The organism is Cupriavidus alkaliphilus, assembly GCF_014191175.1.
GTDB classification, from domain to species: Bacteria; Pseudomonadota; Gammaproteobacteria; order Burkholderiales; family Burkholderiaceae; genus Cupriavidus; species Cupriavidus alkaliphilus.
This window is the reverse complement of record NZ_JACHWE010000003.1, coordinates 168,143-192,956: the sequence shown is the minus strand read 5'-3', so window position 1 is coordinate 192,956 and position 24,814 is coordinate 168,143. Positions and strand designations below refer to the sequence as shown.

General features: G+C 69.1%; 23 protein-coding genes. 6 read left to right on the top strand and 17 right to left on the bottom strand.

Features of this window, described 5'->3' with window-relative positions:
* Window positions 1-11: 11 nt before the first annotated feature.
* The 3 genes from FHX60_RS12325 to edd form a co-directional block, all read right to left on the bottom strand.
* Window positions 12-1,487 carry a circularly permuted type 2 ATP-grasp protein gene (locus FHX60_RS12325; RefSeq protein ID WP_112775362.1) on the bottom strand — a complete coding sequence of 492 codons (1,476 nt, stop codon included), beginning with the start codon at window positions 1,485-1,487 and terminating at the stop codon, window positions 12-14.
* A 364-nt stretch (window positions 1,488-1,851) separates the two neighbouring features.
* On the bottom strand, window positions 1,852-2,358 hold the full coding sequence (locus FHX60_RS12320; protein ID WP_112775361.1) for a gluconokinase: 507 nt from the start codon (window positions 2,356-2,358) through the stop codon (window positions 1,852-1,854).
* A gap of 163 nt (window positions 2,359-2,521) precedes the next feature.
* The gene (gene edd, locus FHX60_RS12315) at window positions 2,522-4,414 is read right to left on the bottom strand and encodes a phosphogluconate dehydratase (RefSeq protein WP_183283511.1); all 1,893 of its coding nucleotides are present in this window, start codon (window positions 4,412-4,414) and stop codon (window positions 2,522-2,524) included.
* A 265-nt stretch (window positions 4,415-4,679) separates the two neighbouring features.
* Here edd and FHX60_RS12310 point away from each other — a divergent pair, with 265 nt between their 5' ends.
* Window positions 4,680-5,624 (top strand): MurR/RpiR family transcriptional regulator, encoded by a 945-nt coding sequence (locus tag FHX60_RS12310; RefSeq protein WP_112775359.1) that lies wholly within the window; start codon window positions 4,680-4,682, stop codon window positions 5,622-5,624.
* Window positions 5,625-5,646: 22 nt separating this feature from the next.
* Here FHX60_RS12310 and FHX60_RS12305 read toward each other — a convergent pair whose 3' ends face one another.
* From FHX60_RS12305 to FHX60_RS12290, 4 genes are all read right to left on the bottom strand, one after another.
* Entirely contained in the window at window positions 5,647-8,079 is a 2,433-nt protein-coding gene (locus FHX60_RS12305) for a DNA internalization-related competence protein ComEC/Rec2 (RefSeq protein ID WP_183283510.1), read from the bottom strand.
* A gap of 71 nt (window positions 8,080-8,150) precedes the next feature.
* On the bottom strand, window positions 8,151-9,011 hold the full coding sequence (locus FHX60_RS12300) for a TatD family hydrolase (protein ID WP_183283509.1): 861 nt from the start codon (window positions 9,009-9,011) through the stop codon (window positions 8,151-8,153).
* Between the two features lie 13 nt (window positions 9,012-9,024).
* Entirely contained in the window at window positions 9,025-9,765 is a 741-nt protein-coding gene (lolD, locus tag FHX60_RS12295) for a lipoprotein-releasing ABC transporter ATP-binding protein LolD (RefSeq protein WP_112775356.1), read from the bottom strand.
* Entirely contained in the window at window positions 9,758-11,008 is a 1,251-nt protein-coding gene (locus tag FHX60_RS12290; RefSeq protein ID WP_092313851.1) for a lipoprotein-releasing ABC transporter permease subunit, read from the bottom strand. The genes lolD and FHX60_RS12290 overlap by 8 nt, the downstream gene beginning before the upstream one ends.
* A gap of 149 nt (window positions 11,009-11,157) precedes the next feature.
* On the opposite strand from FHX60_RS12290, the gene FHX60_RS12285 reads away from it, so the two are divergent.
* Window positions 11,158-12,288 carry a hypothetical protein gene (locus tag FHX60_RS12285; protein WP_183283508.1) on the top strand — a complete coding sequence of 377 codons (1,131 nt, stop codon included), beginning with the start codon at window positions 11,158-11,160 and terminating at the stop codon, window positions 12,286-12,288.
* Between the two features lie 35 nt (window positions 12,289-12,323).
* On the top strand, window positions 12,324-14,021 hold the full coding sequence (recJ, locus tag FHX60_RS12280; RefSeq protein ID WP_183283507.1) for a single-stranded-DNA-specific exonuclease RecJ: 1,698 nt from the start codon (window positions 12,324-12,326) through the stop codon (window positions 14,019-14,021).
* Between the two features lie 31 nt (window positions 14,022-14,052).
* Here recJ and FHX60_RS12275 read toward each other — a convergent pair whose 3' ends face one another.
* Entirely contained in the window at window positions 14,053-14,778 is a 726-nt protein-coding gene (locus FHX60_RS12275; RefSeq protein ID WP_092313860.1) for a peptidoglycan DD-metalloendopeptidase family protein, read from the bottom strand.
* A 192-nt stretch (window positions 14,779-14,970) separates the two neighbouring features.
* Here FHX60_RS12275 and prfB point away from each other — a divergent pair.
* From prfB to lysS, 3 genes are all read left to right on the top strand, one after another.
* Window positions 14,971-16,075 (top strand): peptide chain release factor 2 gene (prfB, locus tag FHX60_RS12270; protein ID WP_112775352.1). Its coding sequence is split into 2 segments (ribosomal slippage): window positions 14,971-15,051 and window positions 15,053-16,075, totalling 1,104 coding nucleotides; the frame shifts between segments, so codons are not numbered across the junction.
* Window positions 16,076-16,175: 100 nt separating this feature from the next.
* Window positions 16,176-16,934, top strand: a complete 759-nt coding sequence (locus FHX60_RS12265; RefSeq protein ID WP_092313863.1) for an SDR family oxidoreductase — start codon at window positions 16,176-16,178, stop codon at window positions 16,932-16,934.
* 48 nt (window positions 16,935-16,982) lie between these two features.
* Window positions 16,983-18,533: a lysine--tRNA ligase gene (lysS, locus tag FHX60_RS12260; protein WP_112775351.1), complete on the top strand. Its 1,551-nt coding sequence runs from the start codon at window positions 16,983-16,985 to the stop codon at window positions 18,531-18,533.
* A gap of 126 nt (window positions 18,534-18,659) precedes the next feature.
* Here lysS and iscX read toward each other — a convergent pair whose 3' ends face one another.
* The 9 genes from iscX to iscR form a co-directional block, all read right to left on the bottom strand.
* Entirely contained in the window at window positions 18,660-18,854 is a 195-nt protein-coding gene (gene iscX, locus FHX60_RS12255) for a Fe-S cluster assembly protein IscX (RefSeq protein WP_112775350.1), read from the bottom strand.
* Between the two features lie 34 nt (window positions 18,855-18,888).
* A complete protein-coding gene (gene fdx / locus FHX60_RS12250; RefSeq protein WP_025582290.1) occupies window positions 18,889-19,227 on the bottom strand; it encodes an ISC system 2Fe-2S type ferredoxin in 339 nt (112 codons plus the stop codon).
* 38 nt (window positions 19,228-19,265) lie between these two features.
* Window positions 19,266-21,131, bottom strand: a complete 1,866-nt coding sequence (gene hscA / locus FHX60_RS12245) for a Fe-S protein assembly chaperone HscA (protein ID WP_183283506.1) — start codon at window positions 21,129-21,131, stop codon at window positions 19,266-19,268.
* A 108-nt stretch (window positions 21,132-21,239) separates the two neighbouring features.
* Complete coding sequence (gene hscB, locus FHX60_RS12240; RefSeq protein WP_112775349.1) at window positions 21,240-21,758, bottom strand: Fe-S protein assembly co-chaperone HscB; 519 nt, start codon at window positions 21,756-21,758, stop codon at window positions 21,240-21,242.
* Window positions 21,759-21,813: 55 nt separating this feature from the next.
* Complete coding sequence (locus FHX60_RS12235) at window positions 21,814-22,038, bottom strand: DUF3565 domain-containing protein (protein WP_092313875.1); 225 nt, start codon at window positions 22,036-22,038, stop codon at window positions 21,814-21,816.
* A 24-nt stretch (window positions 22,039-22,062) separates the two neighbouring features.
* Window positions 22,063-22,383 (bottom strand): iron-sulfur cluster assembly protein IscA, encoded by a 321-nt coding sequence (gene iscA, locus FHX60_RS12230; RefSeq protein ID WP_012352433.1) that lies wholly within the window; start codon window positions 22,381-22,383, stop codon window positions 22,063-22,065.
* Window positions 22,384-22,423: 40 nt separating this feature from the next.
* Entirely contained in the window at window positions 22,424-22,822 is a 399-nt protein-coding gene (gene iscU / locus FHX60_RS12225) for a Fe-S cluster assembly scaffold IscU (RefSeq protein WP_092313877.1), read from the bottom strand.
* Between the two features lie 75 nt (window positions 22,823-22,897).
* Window positions 22,898-24,121 carry an IscS subfamily cysteine desulfurase gene (locus FHX60_RS12220; protein ID WP_279327337.1) on the bottom strand — a complete coding sequence of 408 codons (1,224 nt, stop codon included), beginning with the start codon at window positions 24,119-24,121 and terminating at the stop codon, window positions 22,898-22,900.
* 52 nt (window positions 24,122-24,173) lie between these two features.
* A complete protein-coding gene (iscR, locus tag FHX60_RS12215; protein WP_011614910.1) occupies window positions 24,174-24,728 on the bottom strand; it encodes a Fe-S cluster assembly transcriptional regulator IscR in 555 nt (184 codons plus the stop codon).
* Window positions 24,729-24,814 lie beyond the last annotated feature (86 nt).

The following is a 24,814-nucleotide window of genomic DNA, read 5'->3' as shown; positions in this document are numbered from 1 at the left end:
CGTATCGGCGTTCATCGTTCCAGCACCCAGGTGTCCTTGGTGCCGCCACCCTGCGAGGAATTCACCACCAGCGAGCCCTCGCGCAGCGCCACGCGCGTCAGCCCGCCCGGCACCATGCGCACTTCTCTGCCCGACAGCACGAACGGGCGCAGGTCGATATGGCGCGGCGCGATGCCGGCCTCGACATAGGTCGGGCAGGTGGACAGCGCCAGCGTGGGCTGCGCGATGTACTGCCCGGGCCTGGCCCTGACCACCTCGCGGAAGGCATCGATCTCGGCGCGCGTCGCCGCCGGGCCGACCAGCATGCCGTAGCCGCCGGCGCCATGGGTTTCCTTGACCACCAGTTCGGCCATATGGTCCAGCACGTACTGCAGGTCGTCGGGGCGCCGGCACATGTAGGTCGGCACGTTGCTGAGGATTGCCTCTTCACCCAGGTAGAAGCGGATCATGTCCGGCACATACGGATAGATCGACTTGTCGTCGGCCACGCCGGTGCCGATGGCATTGCAGATGGTCACGTTGCCGGCGCGGTAGACCGACAGCAACCCCGCCGCGCCCAGCGCGGAATCGGGGCGGAAAGCGAGCGGGTCGAGGAAATCGTCGTCGACGCGCCGGTAGATCACGTCGATACGCTGCGGCCCCTGCGTGGTGCGCATGAACAGGTGGTCGTCCTCGACGAAGAGGTCGCTGCCCTCGACCAGTTCCACCCCCATCTGCTGCGCCAGGAAGGCGTGCTCGAAGTACGCCGAGTTGTACATGCCCGGCGTCAGCACCACCACGGTGGGATCGGCGATGGCCTGCGGCGAGACCCCGCGCAGCATGTCGAGCAGCAGGTCGGGATAGTGCGCCACCGGCGCCACGCGGTTGCGCGCGAACAGGTCCGGGAACAGCCGCATCATCATCTTGCGGTTCTCGAGCATGTACGACACGCCCGACGGCACGCGCAGGTTGTCTTCCAGCACGTAGAACTCGCCCTCGCCGGCACGCACCACGTCGATGCCGGCGACATGCGCATAGACGTCGTGCGGCACGCTGACACCGAGCATCTCGGGCCGGTACTGGGCGTTGTTGTAGATTTGGTCGGGCGGGATCACGCCGGCGCGGATGATGTCCTGGCCGTGGTAGATGTCGTGGATGAAGCGGTTCAGCGCGGCCACGCGCTGGCGCAGGCCTTTTTCCAGCAGCGCCCATTCGCTCGCGGGGAAAATGCGCGGGACCACGTCGAACGGGATGGTGCGCTCGGTGCCGCTGTTGGCCTCGTCCTTATCGCCGTAGACGGCAAAGGTGATGCCCACGCGCCGGAACACCAGGTCGGCCTCCGCGCGCTTGTTGGCCATCGTGCTTTCGGTCTGGCGCGCCAGCCATTCGGCGAAATGCCGGTAGTGCGGGCGTACCGCCCCTTCAGGCAAGGCCTGTCCCGCGTGGATCAGCGCCAGCGCATTGTCCTCGCGCCAGTCCAGCATCTCGTCGAAGTACCGCGCCGCCATGATGGCCGCTCCTCCATGTCGCGGGCGCCGAAGCCAGCGCGCGTTCGCGCCGCTGCCGGCCGCCCTGGTTGCCCTGGCTGTCTTGCCCTGCCGCGCGGCCGCGCCGGTTCGCGCAAGCCGCGGTGATGCCGTCGAGTCACTGGCCCTTCCAGCATACCCGTGCCGGCGAAAGCCGCAAGGTGGCGCGGCGGGCCGCCTGTGGCACCGTTCCCGCGCCGCACCGGCACCAAAGCCAGGCTAGCAAGATGCCTGCCAGCGCACGCAAAAACAGCCGGCGGCGAGGCCGGCGGCCGTGGTTGCGATCCATGGAAAAATCGAGAGCTCGCCCCCAACCATGCCCCTCCGTGGGCAGATCGACGGAAGGTTAGCGCGCCGCGCCGGCGCCCTGCCGCACGGTGGCCTGCAGGATGGTGTCGACCAGCGCCTCGGGTGGCTGGCGGATGTCGAGCGCCAGCGCGTCGCCGGGTTCTTCGAGCGTATCGAACTGGCTTTGCAGCAGCTCGGGGTTGAAGAAATGCTCGGTGCGCGCGGACAGGCGCTGGCCGATCAGCTCGGCATCCCCCCTCATGAAGACAAAGGTCACGCCGCCATCGGGCGGGGTCAGCCGGTCGCGGTAAGCCTGGCGCAGCGCCGAGCAGGTGAACACATGGGTGCGGCCCTCGGCCCGGGCGGTGTCGATGGCCGCGCGCATCGCAGCCAGCCAGGGCCAGCGGTCTTCGTCGGTCAGCGGGATGCCGGCGTGCATCTTGGCCTTGTTGGCGTCGCTGTGGAAGTCGTCGGCGTCATGGAAGCCGCAGCCCAGCCGCTGCGCCAGCAGCTGGCCGACCGTGGTCTTGCCGCTGCCGGAAACGCCCATCAGGATATAGATCATGTCTGCTCCGTCGGTCTTGGTATCGGATGGTGGTGCCATCCTTGTCGGTTGCCTGCCCGTCCTGGTCGGTCCCGCTGAACGCGGTTGCTGCCGATCCCAGGGACGTCGCGGGGCGCTGTCGCCCCGCGGGAAAGTTCACGATAAAAATCGGCCTCTGACCGGGCTATTGTGCGACGGATCGCAGCGCGGCGGTATGGACGTCGCCACCGGCGGCTGCGGCATCGAGCTCGGACAGGTCGAGTGCGCTGCCGCCCTCTTCGGCGATCCGTGCGTGGCGCCGGAACAGGCCGAACAGGCCACGCCCCAGGCTGAATTGCGCGAACGGATCGGCAGGCGCGCGGGCCGGCGCGCGCGCAGCGAATTCGGCCTCGTCGCCCAGCCATTGCAGCGTACCGGCGACGGCGTCGACCCGGATGCGGTCGCCATCGCGCACGCGCGCCAGCGCGCCGCCCGCCAGCGCCTCGGGGCCGACGTGGATTACCGCCGGCACCTTGCCGGAGGCGCCGGACATGCGTCCGTCGGTCACCAGCGCCACCTTGTGGCCGGCGTCCTGCAGCGCGCCCAGCACCGGGGTCAGCCGGTGCAGTTCCGGCATGCCGTTGGCATTCGGTCCCTGGAAACGCACCACCGCGACCAGGTCGCCGCCCAGCTCGCCGGCATCGAACGCCGCCTGCAGCGCCTCCTGCGAATCGAACACCCGCACCGGGGCCTCGACCACGCGGTGCTCGGGCGCCACGGCCGAGACCTTGATCACGCCGCGGCCCAGGTTGCCCTGCATCAGGCGCAGGCCGCCCTCGGCGGAGAACGGCGCGGCGGCGGTCGCCAGCACCTGCGGGTCGCCGCTTCGCGCCGCGCCGTCGCGCCAGTGCAGCACGCCGTCCGTCATCACCGGCTCCTGCGCGTAACGGGCCAGGCCCGGGCCGGCCACGGTCTGCACGTCCTCGTGCAGCAGCCCGGCCTGCAGCAGCTCGCGGATCACGAAGCCGGCGCCGCCGGCGGCATGGAAGTGGTTCACATCGGCCGAGCCGTTGGGATAGACGCGCGCCAGCAGCGGCGTGATGCGCGACAGCAGGTCGAAATCGTTCCAGTCGATCACGATGCCCGCGGCGCGCGCCATCGCCACCAGATGGATGGTGTGGTTGGTGGAGCCGCCGGTGGCCAGCAGGCCGACCATGGCATTGGCGATGGCGCGTTCGTCGACGATGCGCGCCAGCGGCAGGTAGCTGTCGCCGCGCGCGCGCAGCGCGATCGCGCGCTGCGCCGCCGCGGCCGTCAGCGCATCGCGCAGGCCGCTGTCGGGATGGACGAAGGCCGCCCCCGGCAGGTGCAGGCCCATGATTTCCATCAGGAACTGGTTACTGTTGGCGGTGCCGTAGAAGGTGCAGGTGCCGGCCCCGTGATAGGCCTGGCATTCGGCTTCCAGCAGCGCGTCGCGCCCGACCTGGCCGGTGGCGTAGAGCTGGCGCACACGCGCCTTTTCCTTGTTGGGCAGCCCGCTGGCCATCGGGCCCGCCGGCACGAACACCATCGGCAGGTGGCCGAACTGCAGCGCGCCCATCAGCAGCCCCGGCACGATCTTGTCACACACCCCCAGCATCAGCGCCGCATCGAAGGTGTTGTGCGACAGTGCCACCGCGGTGCCCATGGCGATCGCATCGCGCGAGAACAGCGACAGCTCCATGCCGGCGTTGCCCTGCGTGATGCCGTCGCACATGGCCGGCACGCCGCCCGCCACCTGCGCCACCGCGCCGACCGCGCGCGCGGCCTCGCGGATCACGGCGGGATAGCGCTCGTAGGGCTGGTGTGCCGACAGCATGTCGTTGTACGCGGTGACGATGCCCAGGTTGGGCGCATGCTCGACACGCAGCTTCAGCTTGTCGCTGGCGGGCAGCGCGGCAAAGCCGTGGGCCAGGTTGGCGCAGGACATGCCACGCAGCGGCGCCAGTTCCGCCTGCGCACGCTCGCAGCGGGCAAGGTAGGCGGCACGGCTGGCGCGGCTGTGCGCAACGATGCGGGCGGTAACGGCCTGAAGCTCGGCATGGACGGCGGAAGGCATGGCGATGACGGTCCTTGTGGGCGGAATGAGGCGGGGTGACGGGCGCCGCAGCGGCGCTTAAAACTGTAGATTTTCTACAGATCGGGCGCCATTATACCCAGCACCTGCCGCTCGTCGACCCATCCGTACGGAAAAATCACGCAAAAAACGCCGTAATCAGGACAAACCCGGAGAGCCAGCCGGGCCTCATCTCAGGCAAGATGCGGCGCCAATCAATGTAGAATATCTACATATCCTTTCCACACCGATACCGCCGCCTGCCGCCATGCGCGACCGCATCCTTGCCGTCTACGACACCCTTCGTCCTTCAGAACGCCGCCTGGCCGACTATGTCGCCCGCCACGGCGCCGCCGTGATCCGGCTGTCGATGCCGGAACTGGCCGAGCGCGCCGGGGTATCGCAACCCACCATCGCGCGCTTCTGCGCGGCGCTGGGCTACGACGGCTTCCGCGAATTCAAGCTGCAGTTCGCGCAGAATCTCGGCGGCGGCACGCCCTTCGTGCACCAGGATGTCGCCGCCGACGACCGCCCGGCGGACATCGCCGGCAAGGTGTTCGACCGCACCATTGCCACGCTGATGAGCGTGCGCAACGCGCTGTCGGCCGACCAGATCGAGCATGGCATCCAGTTGCTCGCCGGCGCGCGCCGCATCGAGTTCTACGGCTGCGGCAACTCCGGCATCGTCGCGCTGGACCTGCAGCACAAGTTCTTCCGCCTGGGCATGCCGACCGTCGCCTATGCCGACCCGCACGTGTTCAGCATGTCGGCGGCGCTGCTGGCCCCGGGCGACGTGGCCGTGCTGGTTTCCAACAGCGGCCGCACCTGGGACATGCTGACCGCCGCCACGCTGGCGCGCAGCAGCGGCGCGAGCGTGCTGGCGCTGACCCACAGCGGCTCGCCGCTGGCCCGACTGGCCGATGTCTGCGTGTTCTCGGACGTCGAGGAAGACAGCGAGGTCTACACGCCGATGACCTCGCGCATCAGCCACCTGGTGCTGGGCGACGTGCTCGCCGCGGGCGTCGCGCTGGCGCGCGCGGACACCGTCGCGCCGCGCCTGCAGCGCGCCAAGGCGCATCTGCGCGAGCGGCGCATCGCCGGGGCCGAGCCGGCGCCGGCACGCAGCCGGGGCCGCACCGTGGCGGCCGAGCCCGCCCCGCCTGCCAAACCTGTGCCGCCCGCAGCGCGCCCCGGGCGCCGCAAGGCCGGTTGACCGCCCGCGGCACGGGCGCGCCCTAGCGCGGCGCAGGCGGCCGTTCCCGCCAGTAGCGCGGCTCCGCCTGCCGGAACATCGACAGCGTGTAACCCGCGCGCGCGGTGTCCAGGGTTACCGCGCCGGTTTCGTCGGTGCGATAGCGCGGGATGCCCGCGCGGCCAAAGCGCTCCCAGACTTCGGCGTTCGGATGGCGATAGCGGTTGCCATAGCCCAGCTGGAACACCGCGGCCGCGGGCCCGACCGCCTCGATCCAGTCCGCACCGGACGACGTGCCGCTGCCGTGATGCGCCACTACCAGCACGTCGGCGCGCAAGGCCCCGGCCGGCAAGCGCCCGATCAACGCCCGCTCCTGCGCCAGGCCGATATCGCCGGTCAGCAGCAGGCTGTGCGCGGCGCTATCCACGCGCAGCACGCAACTGCGCGCATTGCTGGGGATGGCGGCCTGCTGGGACTGCTCCGGCAGCGGGTGCAGCACGGCAAAGCGCACGCCGTCCCACTCCCATTGCTGTCCCGCGGCGCACGGGCTCCAGTCGGATGGACCAGCCCCCGGATGGGGAGCTGCCAGCAGCGGGTGGCCGGCAGGCGCACCGGTGCTGCGTGCCGCCACGTCGACCGTCCCCGCAATGTCCGCGACGCCGCCGGCATGGTCGATGTCTTCATGGCTGACCATCAGGTGGTCGAGCCGCGTCACCCCCTCGGCGCGCAATCGCGGCACCACCACCTGCGCGCCCGCGCTGGCGCCCGCGGCATAGCCCGGCCCGGTGTCGTACAGCAGGGCGTGCGAGCGCGTGCGCACCAGCACCGCCGTGCCCTGCCCGACGTCGAACATCACCGCGCGGAACTGGCCTTCGGCCACCGGCGGGCCGCGCGCCAGCAGCATCGGCAGCATCAGCAGCCCGCCATGCCGGCGCAGGCGCGCCGAAGCCACGGGCGCCACCAGCAGCGCCACGCCAAGCGCCGCCAGCAGCAGCGCCACCGGCCCTGCGCTGGCGGCCTCCCACATCGCCCATGGCAGCAGGGAGAACCATTGCAGCACGGCAGCCAGCATCACCATCGCCAAATGCGCGACCGCCATGACCGGCGCGGCCAGCCACAGCGGCAGCGCGGCGCCCAGCAGCGCCAGCGGCGTCACCAGCAGGCTGACCACGGGAATCGCCAGGGCATTGGCGAACGGCGACACCACCGAGACCTGGCCGAACAGCAACAGCGTCAGCGGCACCAGCCCGATGGTGACGGCCCACTGCGTGCGCGCGCTCGCGGCAAGCGCGGCCCGCAGCCGTTGCCAGCGCCCTGCGATCGCGGCGTCCCGTCCCGGCCGCGCAGCGAAGAAGATCACCGCGACGGCACCGAAGGACAGCCAGAAGCCGGGCAGCATCGCGGCCCACGGGTCCACCAGCAGCGCCACCAGCGCCGCCCACGCCAGCACTACCGAAGCCGGCGGCGCGCGCGAGCCCCATACCGCGACCGCCGCGACGCAGAGCATGGCCACGGTGCGCAGCGCCGGGATCTGCATGCCGGCCAGCATGCCGTAGCCCAGCGCGGTGGCCACCGCCATCGCCAGCGCGGCTTGCCGGGCCGGCAGCCACAATGGCAGTGGCCGGCGCAGGCAGCGGCCGCAGCCGAACGAGTGGCGCCACAACAGTCCGGCAAGGGACGCCGCCATGCCGGCCACCATGGTGATATGCAGCCCGGAAATGGCGACCAGGTGGCTCACGCCCGTGCGCCGGAACAGCTGCCAGTCTTGCGCCTCGATGCCGCGCTGGTCGCCGATCACCAGCGCAACCAGCACCGCGCCATAGCGCGCCCCGGCCGGCAGCGCGGCGCGCAGGTGATCGCGCACCGCGGCACGCCAGGCTTCGATGCGCCAGGCCAGCCGCTCGGAGGCGGCATCCTGCGGCGGACCCTGGGCGCGGCGCACGTAGCCGGTCGCGCCATAGCCTTGCGCCAGCAGCCAGTAGGCGTAATCGAAGCCGGACAGATTGGCGAGCCCGCGCGGGCGCCGCAGGCGCAGCGTCAGCGTGAAGCGTTGTCCCGGGCTCAACCCGGGGGGCGCGTCGCGCCAGTTGAGGATGACCCGGCCCGGCAACGGCGGGGCTGAACCGGCTGACTGCTCGACGGTGAACGCGAAGCGTGTGCCGGTGACAGTTTGGGTGGGCAGCCCGGAGACCACGCCGCGCACGTCAAGGTCGCGGGCTTCCAGCGCCACCGGCAGCCATTCGCGCAGGCGCAACTCGGCGCGCCAGGCGGCCCAGCAGAACGCAATGGCAAAGGCCAGCATCGCCAGCGCCAGGCCTTGCAGCGTGGCAGGCAGGCGCCTGCCCCACCAGGCCATGCCGATGGCGCACAAGGCCAGCAGCGCGGCGCCCAGGCGCAGGCCGTGCGGCTGCGGCAGCGTCGACTGCTGCTGCAGGGCCCAGCATCCGGCCACGAATGCCACCACGAAGCGACGCATGGCACCTCCTCCGTTGATCTTGCATTACCGGAGTTGTACCCGCGCGCAGGCGCGGCAAGCTTGTCAGCCTGTCAAGAAGGCGTGGAAGTTGTGTGACCGCCAGCGAGCGGAGGCGCCATGGTGTCGGCAAACGCCGCCAGGCGCGGCAGCGCCGCCACGGCATTGCGCCAGGTCGCCTGCGCCAGCGTCAGTGCGTCGATGCCGCGCAGTTCCGCCATCACGCGCGCCACCCCCGCCACCTCCGCCGGCGTGTTGCGCGCCTTGTGCTGTTCGCCGAACTGGTCGTCCGACAGCCACGCCGGCGCGATGTCGGGCGCGTCGGTTTCCAGCACCAAGGCTTCCAGGGGCAGCTCGGTAGCCAGCCGGCGGATCTGGCGCGCGCGGCTGAAGGTGACATTGCCGCCGAAGCCCAGCTTCAGGCCCTGCTCGACGAAACGCCGCGCCTGTTCATGGCTGCCGTTGAAGGCATGGGCGATGCCGCGTTTGACGCCCAGCTTGCGCAGTTGCGCGCCGACCTGGTCCTGCGACTTGCGCACATGCAGCAGCACCGGCAGGTCGAACTCGCGCGCGATCTTCAGTTGTTCGACGTAGAGCCAGGTCTGGTGGTCCGCATCCAGCCCCGCGACGAAGAAATCGAGCCCGATCTCGCCGATGCCGACGAAGCGCGGGTCGCCCATGCTGGCGGCGACCTGGCGCCGCAGCGTGTCCAGCTCGGACTGGCCCGCGCCGGGCGAGCACAGCGGATGGATGCCGAGCGCGTAGACGCAGCGCGCGTCGCGCTGCGCCAGCGCGCGCACGGTGTCGAAGTTCCACGCGGCCACCGCCGGCACCACGATGCCGCGCACGCCGGCAGCCTCGGCTGCGTTCGCAACCTGCTCGCGGTCCGTGTCGAACTCGCCGGCGTCGAGGTGGCAATGGGTGTCGATCCACATGGCCGCGGCCGCTTCAGCGTTCCTGGTGCAGGTGGCCGTCGCGCAGCCGCAGCACGCGGTCGCAGCGGCCGGCGAGATCGAGGTCGTGGGTGACGATGACGAAGCTGGTGCCGAGCGTGCGCGACAGTTCCAGCATCAGGTCGTAGACACCGCCGGCGGTGTGGTCGTCGAGATTGCCGGTGGGTTCGTCCGCCAGCACGCAGGCCGGCTGGCCCACCAGCGCGCGCGCAATGGCGACGCGCTGGCGCTCGCCGCCGGACAGTTCGCCCGGCCGGTGGCGCGAGCGCCCGCCCAGCCCGACGCGCTCCAGCATCGCCTGTGCGGCCTCGCGCGCGGCGGGCTGGGTCAGGCCGCGGATGCGCAGCGGCATCGCCACGTTGTCGAGCGCGGTGAATTCCGGCAGCAGGTGGTGGAACTGGTAGACAAAGCCCAGCGAGCGGTTGCGCACCACGTTGCGCTCGCGCTCGCGCAGCGCCGTGAAGGGCTTGCCGAGCAGCGCGACGCGGCCGGAATCGGGCTCGTCGAGCCCGCCCAGCACATGCAGCAGCGTGCTCTTGCCGGAACCGGAGGCGCCCACGATGGCCACCTTCTCGCCGGCGTTGACGCGTACGTCGACGCCGCGCAGCACATCGACGTCGAGTTCGCCCTGGCGGAAGCGCTTGGTCAGGCCCTCGGCCACCAGTACCGGCGCACCGGTGCGCGGCAGGCCCGGGGCGGGCGTGGAAGTATCGGCTTGCAGCACGGCTTCACTCATAGCGCAGCGCCTCCGCCGGATTGACGCGGGCGGCGCGCCAGCTGGGATAGAGCGTGGCCAGCGTGGCCAGCACGAAGGAGATGATGCCGATGGTGGCGATGTCGTTCACGCGGGGGTCGGAAGGCAGTTGGCTGATGAAATAGATGTCGCGCGGCAGGAACTGCACGTGCAGCAGCCGCTCGATGAAGGGCACGATCACGTCGATATTGGTGGCGATCAGCGTGCCGCCGGCGACGCCCAGCAGCGTGCCGATAAAGCCGATGGCCACGCCCTGCACGATGAAGATCTTCATGATCGAGCCCGGCTGCGCGCCCATGGTGCGCAGGATGGCGATATCGGCCTGCTTGTCGGTGACGGTCATCACCAGCGTCGACACCAGGTTGAACGCGGCCACCGCGATGATCAGCGTCAGGATGATGAACATCATCCGCTTCTCGGTCTGCACCGCGGCAAACCAGTTGCGGTTCTGCTTCGACCAGTCGCGCAGGTAAAGCTCGCCCGACATGGTGCCGGCCAGTTCCTGCGCCACCAGCGGCGCGCGCTGCATGTCCTGCAGCTTCAGGCGCACCCCGGTGGGGCCGCTCAGGCGGAACAGGGTCTCGGCGTCCTGCAGGTTGACCAGCGCCAGCGCGCTGTCGAACTCGAAGTGGCCGGACGAAAAGACGCCCACCACGGTGAACTGCTTGAGCCGCGGCAGCACGCCCGCCGGCGTGATGGTGCCCTGCGGCGCCAGCAGCGTGACCTTGTCGCCGACCTGCACGCCCATGGCATTGGCCAGCTCGTTGCCCAGCGCGATGCCGAAGCTGCCCGGCACCAGCGCCGCCATGCTGCCGGCGCGGAACTGGCTGCCGACCTCGGACACATTGGGCTCCTGCGACGGCTCCACGCCGCGCAGCAGCACCCCGCGCACGGCATCGTCGCGGGTCAGCATCGCCTGCGCCGCCACGTAGGGCGCGGCACCGACCACCTCCTTGTTCTGCAGCGCCTCGGCCGCGGTCTTCTGCCAGTCCGGCAGCGCCGACGGGCCGATCACCTCGATATGCGCCAGTACCGACAGCATGCGGTCGCGCACTTCTTTCTGGAACCCGTTCATCACCGACAGCACCACGATCAGCGCGGCCACGCCGAGCGCGATGCCCAGCATCGAGATCATCGAGATAAACGAAATGAAGGTGTTGCGGCTGGCGCGCTTGCTTGCGCGGGTATATCGCCAGCCGATCTGCCACTCGTAGGGAAATTTCAAGAGGATTCCTGTTGTTTCGGAAAAGCGCCAGTGCCCGTCGGGGCGCCGCCGGCAGCACGCAGGCCAGCCGTGGCGGGCGGCGCCACGGTCATGCCGCGGCAGCGTCCGGGACTGGCGCGAGCCAGCCGGGAGTTTACAATCTCGCCACCATGATGACGCACCTGACCCTGATTGTGCCCTTTTCCGTCCCGCCCGGCGCCGGCGACGACGGCCGCGACGACGTCGTCCCCGGCGCGCTGCTGCGGCAATTGGAGCTGCCAGCGCTCGGAAAGTTGCTGACCCGGGCCGCGCCCGGCCCGCGCGAGCGGCACGACGACCCCTTCCTGCGCAGCCTGCCGCAGGAACGCTGGCTGGCCGGCAAGGCCGGACTGGACACGGCGCAGGTGCCGCTGGCGCCCTATATGCGGCTGGCCGACAGCGCCGGCGCGGCCACGCCCCCCCCGGCGGGCAACCCGGCCACCGCCGACGGCCAGTCCTGGGCCTGCCTGCAGCCGGTGCACATCCATGCCGCGCGCGATCACCTGGTGCTGATGCCGCCGGGCCAGCTCGGCCTGCGGCCGCAGGAAGCCACCGCGCTGCGCGAGGCCATCGACGCGCTGCTGCAGGAATCCGGCATCGCGCTGGAGACGCCCTGCCCGCAGCGCTGGTATCTGCCCGAGGCCGTGTTCGGCCCGCTCGAAGCCACCACGCCGCTGCGCGCGGCGGGCCGCAATATCGACATCTGGATGCAGGCCGGCGCGCGCGCGCGCGACTGGCGCCGGCTGCAGAACGAAATCCAGATGACGTGGTTCGACCACCGCGTCAACCAGGCACGCGAAGCCGCCGGCGAGGTGCCGGTCAATTCGGTCTGGCTCTACGGCGGCGGCGCGTTGCAGCCGGTGCCGCGACTGGCCGACACGGTGCTGAGCAGCGACCCCTTCCTGAGCGGCCTGGCGCTGGCCGCCGGCAGCCGCGTGCTGCCGGTGCCGGCAGGCCTGGGCGGCGCGGCCGCGCTCGAAGGCTCGGTGCTGGCCATGCTCGACAGCGCCACCGAAGCGCATATCGCCGAAGACTGGGGGTTGTGGCTGGACCGCATGCACGCGCTCGATGCCGACTGGTTCGGCCCGGCCCTGGCAGCGCTCGCGGCCGGCCAGATCGGCACCATCACGCTGGTGCTGGGCGGCGAGAACCACTTTGCCGAGTTCACCGTGCGGCGCGCCGACCTGCGCAAGTTCTGGCGCGGCATGGGCCAGCGCGGCGACTGGCGCGCGCTGCTGTCCGACCTCGCCCTTGCCGCCTGAAGCCAGCGCTCTCCCAACACACTGCCGCCCCGCCCATGACCCGGATCGCCATCCGTCAATATTCCCCCGAACACGCCAGCGCGCTGGCCGCCACCGGCCTGCACCCGACCCTGGCGCGCATCCTGGCCGCGCGCGGCGTTGCCCGCGCCGCCGAGCTGGCCACCGACCTGCCTGAACTGGTGCCGCCCGCGGCAATGAAAGGGATCGGCCATGCCGCGACTTACCTGGCGGACGCCATCGCCGCGGGCAAGCGCCTGCTGATCGTCGCCGACTATGACTGCGACGGCGCCACCGCCTGCGCGGTCGGCTTGCGCGGGCTGCGCATGCTGGGGGCGCGGGTGGAGTACATCGTGCCCAACCGCTTCGAGTACGGCTATGGCCTGACGCCGGAAATCGTCGCGCTGGCGGCCAGGCAGAATCCGGACGTGATCGTCACGGTCGACAACGGCATCGCCAGCGTCGACGGCGTCGCCGCGGCCAATGCGCTGGGCATCGACGTGGTGGTGACCGACCACCACCTGCCTGGTTCGGAACTGCCGCAGGCCGCGGTGATCGTCAACCCGAACCAGCCGGGCTGCGAATTCCCCAGCAAGAACCTGGCGGGCGTGGGCGTGATGTTCTACGTGCTGCTGGCCCTGCGCGCCGAGCTGCGCCGCCGCGGCGTCTACACCCAGCAGACCCAGCCGCCGCTGCAGACGCTGCTGGACCTGGTGGCGCTGGGCACCGTGGCCGACGTGGTCAGGCTGGACACCAACAACCGCATCCTGGTGGCGCAGGGCCTGCGCCGCATGCGCGCCGGCCGCATGCAGCCCGGCGTGGCCGCGCTGTTCCGCGCCGCCGGCCGCGAGGCCGCGCGCGCCAATACCTTCGATCTGGGCTTCGGCCTCGGTCCGCGCCTGAATGCGGCCGGCCGGCTGGCCGACATGTCGCTGGGGATCGAGTGCCTGCTGACCGACGATGCCAACCGGGCCTGGGAAATCGCCCAGGAGCTGGACAGCATGAACCGCGAGCGCCGCGACATCGAAGCCGGCATGCAGCAGGAGGCGCTACAGATCCTGGAGCAGCCGCTCGCCGGACCGGATCCGTCGGCTCGCTTCACGGTCAGCGTGTTCAACGACACCTGGCACCAGGGCGTGATCGGCATCGTCGCGTCGCGGCTGAAGGACAAGTTCCACCGCCCTACCATCACCTTTGCGCCGGGCGACGAGACCACGGTCAAGGGCTCGGGCCGTTCGATCCCGGGCTTCCACCTGCGCGACGCGCTCGACCTGGTGTCCAAGCGCCATCCCGGCATGCTGCTCAAGTTCGGCGGCCACGCCATGGCGGCGGGGCTGACCGTGCGCGCCGAGCGCTTTGCCGAGTTCCAGGAAGCGTTCGAGGCGGTCGGGCGCGAATGGCTGACCGACGACCAGCTGGCGCGCGTGATCGAGACCGACGGCGATATCGAGGACCAGTGCTTCAGCCCGGAGTTCGTCACCCTGCTCGAGCAGCAGGTGTGGGGCCAGGGCTTCCCGGCGCCGACCTTCTGCGGCGAGTTCGACGTGCTGCGCCAGAGCGTGCTCAAGGGCAAGCACCTGAAGCTGCAGCTGGGGCGCGGCAGCCAGCGCTTCGACGCGATCTGGTTCAACCATGCCGACTCGCTCGGCGCCAGCGCGCAGGTGGCCTACCGGCTCGACAACAACACCTTCAACGGCGTCACTCGCGTGCAGCTGGTGATCGAGCACGCGCAGTAGCGTGCCCGGAGGGGGCGCGGCGCGCCCCGGCTCAGCCGCGCGACGGCAGGTAGCTGGCCGGATTCACCGGCTTGCCGTTGCCGCGCACCTCGAAGTGCAGCTCGCTCGGGCTCGCGCCCATGCGGCCCACGTCCTGCCCCGCCGACACCTGCGTGCCTTCGCTGACCAGCGGCTGGTCCAGGTTGCCGTACACGGTGAGCCAGTCGTCGTTGTGCTTGACGATCACCAGCATGCCGTAGCCGCGCAGGTTGCCGACGTGGATGGCGCGGCCGGCGGCGGCGGCGCGCACCGTGCCGTTGGCCGGCACGGCGATGCTCAGGCCCTTGCTGGCGGGCGGCGAGAAGCCGGCGGTGACGCGGCCGTCGGCCGGCCATTGCAGGCGGATGCTGCTGGCCGGCGGCCGGGATGCCGCGGCACTGTCGACGCGCGGCGTATCGGTCACGGCCTGGCCGGTGCCGGTCGACGCCGTCGCGCCGCCGGCCGCGGCGCCGGGCGGCCGCACCCGGATCAGTTGCCCCACCTCGATCTGGCTGGGGCTGGTGAGGTCGCTGTTCCAGCGGGTCAGGTCGCGCACGCTGCGACGGTGCTTGCGCGCGATCGAATACAGCGTGTCGCCGCGCTCGACGCGGTAATAGCCGTCCGGCACGGGCCCGCCCGTAGTGCCGCAGCCGGCCGTGATTGCCGTCGTCGCGGCGGCCAGCAGCAGGCCCAGCGCGCGGCGCCGGCCTGGCTCGATGTCATGTCTGGTTTTCGTCATGCGTCCCTGTTCTTGGTCTGTGCCGGGGGCGGCTTGCGACCCGTATTATCGCCGCGTGCGCCGGCCGGCACCGCCGGATAGACCGCGCGGGCGCCGTTCCGTTCGGTTTGCGGCCGCGCCGCTGCGCCCGCGAAGCCCCGATCTGCCGCGCCGATCCGCTATAATTCGAGGTTTTCGAAGCGCAGGAACATCATGGAAGCAGAACGCCTCAACGCCATCTCCGGTGCCATCTCCGATCTCCGTTCCCGGACGGAAGATCTACGGGGGTATCTTTGACTACGATGTCAAAGTAGGAAGGCTGGACGAAGTCAACGGCCTGCTGGAAGACCCCGACGTCTGGAACAACCCCAAGCGGGCCCAGGACCTCGGCAAGGAAAAGAAGATGCTCGAGGGCGTGGTCGGCGTCCTGGGCAAGCTCACCGATGACCTCGTCGGTGCCGACGAGCTGTTCGAGCTCGCCAGGGAAGAAGGCGACGACGATACCCTCGAGTCGATCGAGGCCGACGTCAAGGGCTTCGAGGCGGTGGTGGCGGACATGGAATTCCGCCGCATGTTCGCCGGCGAGATGGACCAGGCCAACGCCTTTATCGACATCCAGGCCGGCGCCGGCGGCACCGAAGCGTGCGACTGGGCCTCGATGCTGCTGCGCCAGTACCTGAAGTACTGCGAGCGCAAGGGCTTCAAGGCCGAGGTGCTGGAAGAGTCCGAAGGCGACGTCGCCGGCATCAAGAGCGCGACCATCAAGATCGAGGGCGAATACGCCTTTGGCTACCTGCGCACCGAAACCGGCGTGCACCGCCTGGTGCGCAAGTCGCCGTTCGATTCGTCGGGCGGGCGCCATACCTCGTTCTCGTCGGTGTTCGTCTACCCCGAGGTGGACGATTCGTTCGAGGTCGAGATCAACCCGGCGGACCTGCGCGTGGACACCTACCGCGCCTCGGGCGCGGGCGGCCAGCACATCAACAAGACCGATTCGGCCGTGCGTATCACGCACATCCCGACCGGGATCGTGGTGCAGTGCCAGAACGACCGCTCGCAGCACCGCAACCGCGCCGAAGCCATGTCGATGCTGAAGTCGCGCCTGTACGAGCACGAGATGCGCAAGCGCCAGGCCGAGGCCGACAAGCTCGAGGCCGGCAAGACCGACGTGGGCTGGGGCCACCAGATCCGCTCCTACGTGCTGGACCAGAGCCGCATCAAGGACCTGCGCACCAACGTGGAAATGTCCAACACCCAGAAGGTGCTGGACGGCGACCTGGACCCGTTCATCGAGGCCAGCCTCAAGCAGGGACTCTGAGACCGTACCCGCCGCCGGCCGGCGGCGGCACAGCAACCCATCCATCGCTGTACCGCCGCCCGCGCCTTGCCGGCACGACGGCCTTTCCGACCGGGGCACCATGAGCGAAGCCAATCACCTGTACATCATCACCGGCGCCTCGCGCGGGCTGGGCGCGGCACTGACCAACGCCCTGCTCGTGCCGGGCAACCGCCTGATCTGCGTGGCGCGCAGCCGCAACACCGAGCTCGAACGCATCGCCACGCTCAGCGGCGTGCCGGTGGCCTGGCACCTGCAGGACCTGGCGCAGGCCGGCCCCGCGGCCACCTGGCTGGCCAGCGTGCTCGACACGCTCGACCTGCCGCCGACCAGCGCCACGCTGATCCTGAACGCCGGCGTGGTCGAGCCGATCGGGCCGGTCGCGGCGCTGCAGGAAAAATCGCTGGTGCCGCACCTGCTGACCAACCTGGCGGCGCCGATGACCATGACCGCGGCGTTCCTGGAGCGCACCGAGAAGTTCGGCTGCCCGCGCAAGGTGCTGGCGATCTCCTCCGGCGCGGCACGGCGCCCGATCGAAGGCTGGAGCGCCTACTGCGCCGGCAAGGCCGGGCTCGACATGTTCATGCGCTCGGTCAACGCCGAATACGCCCAGGCCGAGGCGCCGCGCACCGTGCGCGCGGTGGCGCTGGCACCCGGCGTGATCGATACCGGCATGCAGGCCACCATCCGCAATGCCGATTTTGCCCAGGTGCAGCGCTTCCGCGAGCTCAAGGCCAACCAGCAGCTCGCCTCGGCCGAGGAAACCGCCGGCCGCATCGTCGCCTACCTGCACCGCCCGGATTTCGGCACCACCGAGCTGGACGATCTCCGCAACTACTGAAGCCATACTGAACCCGCGCGCTGCCCGGCGCGCGACCGACACGACATCATGACCGAACCGAACCGCGCCCAGGCCCAGGCGCAGAACAAGGCCGCTGACACGCCCGCCGTCGACGAAAACAAGATCATCGCGGAGCGGCGCGAGAAACTGGCCGCGCTGCGCCAGCAAGGCGTGGCCTTCCCCAACGATTTCCGCCCCACCCACCAGGCAGCCGCGCTGCAGGCGCAGTACGCCGACACCGAGCAGGCCACGCTCGAGGCCGCGCCGGTCGAGGTCGCCATCGCCGGGCGCATGATGCTCAAGCGCGTGATGGGCAAGGCCAGCTTCGCCACGGTGCAGGACGGCAGCGGCCAGATCCAGTTCTACATCACCCGCGACAAGGTCGGCGAAGAGGTCTACGCGGCCTTCAAGCACTGGGACCTGGGCGACATCATCAGCGCGCGCGGCGAGCTGTTCCGCACCAACAAGGGCGAGCTGTCGGTGCAGGTGCGCGAGCTGCGCCTGCTGTCCAAGTCGCTGCGCCCGCTGCCGGACAAGTTCCACGGCCTGGCCGACCAGGAAATGAAGTACCGCCAGCGCTATGTCGACCTGATCGTGTCGCCGGAAACGCGCAACACCTTCCGCGCGCGCACCGACGCGATCTCGTCGCTGCGCCGCCATATGGCCGACGCCGGCTTCATGGAGGTGGAAACGCCGATGCTGCACCCGATCCCGGGCGGCGCCGCGGCCAAGCCCTTCATCACGCACCACAATGCGCTGGACATGCAGATGTTCCTGCGCATCGCCCCCGAGCTGTACCTGAAGCGCCTGATCGTCGGCGGCTTCGAGCGCGTGTTCGAGATCAACCGCAACTTCCGCAACGAGGGGGTGAGCCCGCGCCACAATCCCGAGTTCACCATGATGGAGTTCTACGCGGCGTACACCGACTACCGCTGGCTGATGGACTTCACCGAGGACCTGATCCGCAAGGCCGCGATCGACGCGCGCGGCAGCGCCGTGCTGACCTACCAGGACCGCGAGCTGGACCTGTCCAGGCCGTTCCACCGCCTCACCATCTGCCAGGCGATCCAGAAGTTCGCGCCGCAGTACACCGACGCGCAGCTGGCCGATGCCGAATTCCTGCGCACCGAACTGAAGAAGTTCGGCGTCAACACCAACGCGCCGCAGTTCCTCAATGCCGGACTGGGCACGCTGCAGCTGGTGCTGTTCGAGGAAACCGCCGAGAGCCAGCTGTGGGAGCCGACCTTTATCGTCGACTACCCGGTCGAGGTCTCGCCGCTGGCGCGCGCGTCGGACACGGTGCCGGGCATCACCGAGCGCTTCGAACTGTTCATCACCGGGCGCGAGATCGCCAACGGCTTCTCGGAGCTGAATGATGCCGAGGACCAGGCCGACCGCTTCCGCAAGCAGGTCGAGCAGAAGGACGCCGGCGACGAGGAAGCGATGTACTTCGACGCCGACTATATCCGCGCGCTGGAATATGGCATGCCGCCGACGGGCGGCTGCGGCATCGGCATCGACCGGCTGGTGATGCTGCTGACGGACAGCCCGAATATCCGTGACGTGATCTTGTTCCCGCACCTGCGGCGGGAAGACTGATGCTTTGCTTCCCTCTCCCGCGCGCGGGAGAGGGAGCAAACCCGCAGTCGATCAGGGCTGCGTCGCAGCACCAAAGCAAAAGGCCGGCATCAAGCCGGCCTTTTGCTTATCCCTGACGCCAGGAATTTACTCCGCTTCTTCGATCCACGCCTGCTGGATCGCCTCCAGGATCTTCTCGCCCGAGCGCGCCGGGTCATCGGCAAAGTCGTCGAGTTCCAGCACCCAGCGGCGCAGGTCGGTAAAGCGCACGCCGGCCGGATCGACATCCGGGTACTTGTCGTACAGGGCTTCGGCGATGGCGTAGGTATCGGTCCACTTCATGGGCTTGTTCTCCGCTGAGGTCTGTGCCGGCCGCTCAGTGGCCTTCCTTGGCGTGGTTGATGGTGTACTTGGGAATCTCGACGGTCAGGTCTTCCTCGTCGACGATGGCCTGGCACGACAGGCGCGAATTCGGCTCCAGGCCCCAGGCCTTGTCGAGCAAATCCTCTTCCTTCTCCTCGGCCTCGTTGAGCGAGTCGAAGCCTTCGCGCACGATCACGTGGCAGGTGGTGCAGGCACAGGACTTCTCGCACGCGTGCTCGAGATCGATCCCGTGGGAAAGCAGGGAGTCGAGGACGCTGACGCCCTTCTCGGCTTCGATCACTTTCCCTTCCGGGCAGTATTCGACGTGGGGCAAAACAATGATCTGTGGCATGTGGTGTCCTGAGTTCTGTAATGCGGTGCGGCCGGCGCTCAGCCCAGCTCCTGCACCTTGCGCCCCGCCAGTGCGCTTTTGATCGAGCGGTCCATGCGGCGCGCCGCAAATTCGTCGGTACCGTGCGAAAGCTGCTCCACCGCGGCGCGGATGGCGAGATGGTCCTCGCCGGCGGCAATCTCGCGCACCGTTGCCATCAGCGCTTCCACCGCGGCGCGCTCCTCCACGGACAGCAGGTCGCCGTCGGTTTCCAGCGCGCGCTGCGTGGCCTCGACCAGGCGGTCCGCTTCCACGCGTTCCTCGGCCAGGGCGCGGCTCTTCATGTCGTGCTCGGCCTCGCGGAAGCTGTCCTGCAGCATGCGCGCGATATCGTCGTCGGCCAGCCCGTACGACGGCTTGACCGTGACCGAGGCCTCTACGCCCGAATGCGTCTCGCGCGCGGTCACCGACAGCAGCCCGTCGGCATCGACCTGGTAGGTCACGCGGATGCGCGCCGCGCCCGCGACCATCGGCGGGATGCCGCGCAGCTCGAAGCGCGCCAGCGAACGGCAGTCGCTGGCCAGCTCGCGCTCGCCCTGCAGCACGTGGATCGCCATCGCGGTCTGGCCGTCCTTGAAGGTGGTGAACTCCTGCGCGCGCGCCACCGGGATGGTGCTGTTGCGCGGGATGATCTTCTCGACCAGGCCGCCCATGGTCTCGACGCCCAGCGACAGCGGGATCACGTCGAGCAGCAGCCAGTCCTCTCCTGGCGCATGATTGCCTGCCAGCAGGTTGGCCTGCATCGCGGCACCCAGCGCCACCACGCGGTCCGGATCGAGGTTGGTGAGCGGGTTCTGGCCGAAGAAATCGCCAACGGCCTTGCGGATCGACGGCATGCGCGTGGCGCCGCCGACCAGCACCACGCCCTTGACCTCGCCGGTGCTCACGCCGGCATCGCGCAGCGCCTTGCGCACCGGCGCCAGCGTCTTCTGCACCAGGTGGGCGGTGATCTGCTCGAAGGTCTCGTCGGTCAGCGTCAGGTGCACGATCTCGCCGGACTCCAGCACCGCGTCGATCACGGTGCTGTCCGCTTCCGACAGCGCTTCCTTGGCGGCGCGCGCGCGCACCATCAGCAGGCGCATGTCCTGCGCCGACAACGGCTGCAGATTTGCCTGCTCGACGATCCAGCACAGCAGGCGCTGGTCGAAGTCATCGCCGCCCAGCGCCGAATCGCCGCCTGTGGCCAGCACTTCGAACACGCCCTGGGTCAGCTTGAGCACCGAGATGTCGAAGGTGCCGCCGCCCAGGTCATACACGGCATAGATGCCTTCGGCGGCGTTGTCGAGGCCGTAGGCAATGGCCGCGGCGGTGGGCTCGTTGAGCAGGCGCAGCACTTCCAGGCCGGCCAGGCGCGCGGCGTCCTTGGTCGCCTGGCGCTGGGCCTCGTCGAAATACGCCGGCACCGTGATGACGGCGCCGACCAGGTCATCGCCGAGGCTGTCTTCGGCGCGCTGGCGCAGCGTGGCCAGGATCTCGGCCGAGATCTCGACCGGGCTCTTCACGCCGGCCGCGGTCTTGATCTGCACCATGCCGGGCGCATCGACGAAGTCGTACGGGCTGTGCTCGATATTGGCGACGTCGCGCAGGCCGCGGCCCATGAAGCGCTTGACCGAGACGATGGTGTTCTTGGGGTCGCGCACCGCTTCTTCCTGGGCCCGGTAGCCGATGTGCGCGGTACGGTCAGGCAGGTAGCGCACGACCGACGGCAGCAGCGCGCGGCCGCGCTCGTCGGCCAGCACTTCGGGAATGCTGCTGCGCACCGCGGCCACCAGCGAGTTGGTGGTGCCGAGGTCGATGCCGACGGCGAGGCGGCGTTGGTGGGGCGCCGGCGACATGCCGGGTTCGGAAATCTGGAGCAGTGCCATGGTAATTCTTCGCTGTCTTGTACGGCAGGGGAAACCGCCATGCGGGGCGGCATGCGTGCGGTTTTCAGGCCGGGCGCCATTGTGTCATGGCCCCGGCGATCTTGCCGGTCAGTCTTCCAGCCGGTCGATGGCCTCGCTGGTATCGTGCTCGATCTTCTCGATAAACATCAGTTGCCGCACTGCGCCGCCGGCTGCGTCGTTGTCGCCGGCGTCGAGCAGCGCGCCCAGCGCCGCGTGGCGTTCGCGCTTTTCCTGGCGCAGCTCGCGCAGCAGCGCGTCAAGGCGGTCCACGTCGCGCGCTTCCACCGCGTCCTGCAGCGCCTCGCGCCATTCCATCTGCTGCATCAGGAACGCGGGCGACATGGCGGTGTTGTTCTCCGCCTGCACGTCGATGCCGCGCAGCTTGAGCAGGTAGGTCGCGCGCCGCAGCGGCTGGCGCAGCGTGCGGTAGGCTTCGTTGGCATGCGCGGCCCACTGCATCGCCACGCGGCGCTCGGCGTCGCCGGCCTGGGCAAAGCGGTCCGGATGCGCCTGCGACTGTACGGTGCGGTACGCCGCGTCCAGCGCGGCCTCGTCGACGCCGTACTGCACCGGCAGGCCGAACAGCGCAAAAAAATCGTCTTTCAACTGCTTCCCCAAGAAAAAAGAGCGGCCGCGCCGCCCTTCGTCCGTGCTGCCACCGCTACCGCGCGGGCTGGCTGGCCCACTCGGCCGGCGGCTCGTTGCGGTCGCACTTCAGGCAATTCACCCGCGCGCCGATCATGGCGGCGCGGCCAGCCTCGCTCTGCGTCCACGGCCGCGACTGCCAGGGCGGGTCGTGCCGCACATGCTGGCCATGGCCGCAGTCGAGTTCAGCCACCCAGTGGCCTTCCTCGTCCCGGCGGAAGCCGACGATGCTGCGCTCCACCGGACCTGCCCGCGCCAGCGTGCGTCAGACCGTGAACGACTCGCCGCAGCCGCACTCGTCCTTGACGTTGGGGTTGTTGAAGCGGAAGCCTTCGTTCAACCCTTCGCGCGCGTAGTCGAGTTCGGTGCCGTCGATATACGGCAGGCTCTTGGCATCGACGATGACCTTGATCCCGTGCGATTCGAACACGTTGTCTTCCGGCAGCAGTTCGTCGACGTATTCCAGCTTGTAGGCCAGGCCCGAGCAGCCGGTGGTCTTCACGCCCAGGCGCAGGCCCACGCCCTTGCCGCGGCGTTCCAGGTAGCGCGCCACATGCTTGGCGGCCTTCTCGGTCATGGTGATCATCGTTGCGTTCCTTCGTCGGTGCCGTGCTCAGTGCGACAGGTCAGGCGGCCTTCTGCTCGGCGCCGTGCTTCTTCTTGTAGTCATCGACGGCGGCCTTGATCGCGTCTTCGGCCAGGATCGAGCAGTGGATCTTCACCGGCGGCAGCGCCAGTTCCTCGGCGATCTGGGTGTTCTTGATCTCCAGCGCCTGGTCCACGGTCTTGCCCTTGACCCACTCGGTCACCAGCGACGACGAAGCGATGGCCGAGCCGCAGCCGTAGGTCTTGAACTTGGCGTCTTCGATCACGCCAGCCTCGTTGACCTTGATCTGCAGCTTCATCACGTCGCCGCAGGCCGGTGCACCGACCATGCCGGTGCCGACCGCATCGTCGTTCTTGTCGAACGAGCCGACATTGCGGGGGTTTTCATAGTGGTCGAGAACCTTCGTGCTGTATGACATTTGGCTTACCTCTTGCGTATCTTTTACGGGGGTCTTGCTGTTATTTTCGCGGGATCCTGCGGGTACCCAATGCGCTCAGTGCGCGGCCCACTGGATCGAGTTCAGGTCGACGCCGTCCTTGAACATTTCCCACAGCGGCGACAGGTCGCGCAGCTTGCCGATCTTGCTCTTGAGCAGCTCGACGGTGTAGTCGATCTCCTGCTCGGTGGTGAAGCGGCCGACCGTGAAGCGGATCGAGCTGTGCGCCAGCTCGTCGTTGCGGCCCAGCGCGCGCAGCACATACGACGGCTCCAGCGAGGCCGAGGTGCAGGCCGAACCCGACGATACCGCCACGTCCTTGATCGCCATGATCAGCGACTCGCCTTCGACGAAGTTGAAGCTGACGTTCAGGTTGTGCGGCACGCGATGTTCCAGGTCACCGTTCAGGTAGACCTCTTCCATGTCCGACAGGCCGTTCCACAGGCGATCGCGCAGCATGCGGATGCGCTCGTTCTCGGTCGCCATCTCTTCGCGGGCGATGCGGAAGGCTTCGCCCATGCCGACGATCTGGTGCGTGGCCAGCGTGCCCGAGCGCATGCCGCGCTCATGGCCGCCACCGTGCATCTGCGCCTCGATGCGCACGCGCGGCTTGCGGCGCACGTACAGCGCGCCGACGCCCTTGGGGCCGTAGGTCTTGTGGGCCGAGAACGACATCAGGTCGCACTTCAGCTTGTTCAGGTCGATCGCTACCTTGCCGGTCGCCTGCGCGGCGTCGCAATGGAAGATGATGCCCTTCTCGCGGCAGATCTCGCCGATCTGCTCGACGTCCTGGATCACGCCGATCTCGTTGTTGACCAGCATCACCGATACCAGGATGGTGTCCGGGCGCAGCGCCTGCCTGAACACGTCCATGTCGAGCAGGCCGTCGTCCTTCACGTCCAGGTACGTCACTTCAAAGCCCTGGCGCTCCAGCTCGCGCGTGGTGTCGAGCACGGCCTTGTGCTCGGTCTTCACGGTGATGATGTGCTTGCCCTTGCCCGAATAGAAGTTCGCGGCGCCCTTGATCGCCAGGTTGTCCGACTCGGTTGCCCCCGAAGTCCACACGATTTCACGCGGGTCGGCGCCGACCAGTGCGGCCACCTGCTCGCGCGCCTCTTCCACCGCGCGCTCCGCTTCCCAGCCGTACGCATGGCTGCGCGACGCGGGATTGCCGAACTGCTCGCGCAGGTACGGAATCATCTTGTCCGCCACGCGCGGGTCCACCGGCGTGGTGGCCGAGTAATCCATGTAGATGGGGAAATGTGGGGTGCTCATCGTTATGACTGCCTTGTAAGGGACCGCTGATCGCTGTGTTGCTGTCTTGCCGGCGCGCTCAGGACTGCGCCAGGCTGAAAACTGAATTCACCATTCTGGCCCGGACCGGCTTTTCCTGCTTGTCGGCCTTGCCGCGCGCGGCGGCGGCGACCGGCTGCGCGGCGTCTTCGCGCATGTCGTGCAGCACGGCGGGCTGGCGCTCGCGCTGCTGGTCCACCAGGTTCTTGAGGGAAACCGAGTCGAGGTACTCGACCATCTTCTGGTTCAGCGTGGCCCACAGTTCGTGGGTCATGCACCGCCCCGAGCCGTCATCTCCGTTACAATTGCCCTTGCCGCCGCACTGGGTGGCATCCAGGGGCTCGTCCACGGCGATGATGATGTCCGCCACGGTGACGTCCTCGGCCTTGCGCGCCAGGCTGTAGCCGCCGCCCGGGCCGCGCACGCTCTCGACGATCTCGTGCCGGCGCAGCTTGCCGAACAGCTGCTCCAGGTACGACAGCGAGATCTTCTGCCGCTGGCTGATGCCGGCGAGCGTGACCGGCCCCTGGTCCTGGCGCATGGCCAGGTCGATCATCGCAGTGACCGCGAAGCGGCCTTTGGTGGTCAGTCTCATGGTGCAGGGCTCTGGGGTGAAGCGTGGGGGTGAAGCTAATACTTGATCGTTTCCGTCAAGTATAAAGGTACCCGACTAATTCAGTC

Coding starts and splice junctions, on each gene's coding strand:
- FHX60_RS12325 (WP_112775362.1), bottom strand. CDS start 1,487: ATGGCGGCGCGGTACTTCGACGAGATGCTGGACTGGCGCGAGGACAAT.
- lysS (WP_112775351.1), top strand. CDS start 16,983: ATGACCGAACCGAACCGCGCCCAGGCCCAGGCGCAGAACAAGGCCGCT.
- fdx (WP_025582290.1), bottom strand. CDS start 19,227: ATGCCACAGATCATTGTTTTGCCCCACGTCGAATACTGCCCGGAAGGG.
- iscU (WP_092313877.1), bottom strand. CDS start 22,822: ATGTCATACAGCACGAAGGTTCTCGACCACTATGAAAACCCCCGCAAT.
- FHX60_RS12320 (WP_112775361.1), bottom strand. CDS start 2,358: ATGATCTATATCCTGATGGGCGTTTCCGGCAGCGGCAAGACCACGGTC.
- iscR (WP_011614910.1), bottom strand. CDS start 24,728: ATGAGACTGACCACCAAAGGCCGCTTCGCGGTCACTGCGATGATCGAC.
- iscA (WP_012352433.1), bottom strand. CDS start 22,383: ATGATCACCATGACCGAGAAGGCCGCCAAGCATGTGGCGCGCTACCTG.
- FHX60_RS12285 (WP_183283508.1), top strand. CDS start 11,158: ATGATGACGCACCTGACCCTGATTGTGCCCTTTTCCGTCCCGCCCGGC.
- FHX60_RS12310 (WP_112775359.1), top strand. CDS start 4,680: ATGCGCGACCGCATCCTTGCCGTCTACGACACCCTTCGTCCTTCAGAA.
- edd (WP_183283511.1), bottom strand. CDS start 4,414: ATGCCTTCCGCCGTCCATGCCGAGCTTCAGGCCGTTACCGCCCGCATC.
- iscX (WP_112775350.1), bottom strand. CDS start 18,854: ATGAAGTGGACCGATACCTACGCCATCGCCGAAGCCCTGTACGACAAG.
- lolD (WP_112775356.1), bottom strand. CDS start 9,765: ATGAGTGAAGCCGTGCTGCAAGCCGATACTTCCACGCCCGCCCCGGGC.
- recJ (WP_183283507.1), top strand. CDS start 12,324: ATGACCCGGATCGCCATCCGTCAATATTCCCCCGAACACGCCAGCGCG.
- FHX60_RS12300 (WP_183283509.1), bottom strand. CDS start 9,011: ATGTGGATCGACACCCATTGCCACCTCGACGCCGGCGAGTTCGACACG.
- hscA (WP_183283506.1), bottom strand. CDS start 21,131: ATGGCACTGCTCCAGATTTCCGAACCCGGCATGTCGCCGGCGCCCCAC.
- FHX60_RS12275 (WP_092313860.1), bottom strand. CDS start 14,778: ATGACGAAAACCAGACATGACATCGAGCCAGGCCGGCGCCGCGCGCTG.
- FHX60_RS12305 (WP_183283510.1), bottom strand. CDS start 8,079: ATGCGTCGCTTCGTGGTGGCATTCGTGGCCGGATGCTGGGCCCTGCAG.
- FHX60_RS12265 (WP_092313863.1), top strand. CDS start 16,176: ATGAGCGAAGCCAATCACCTGTACATCATCACCGGCGCCTCGCGCGGG.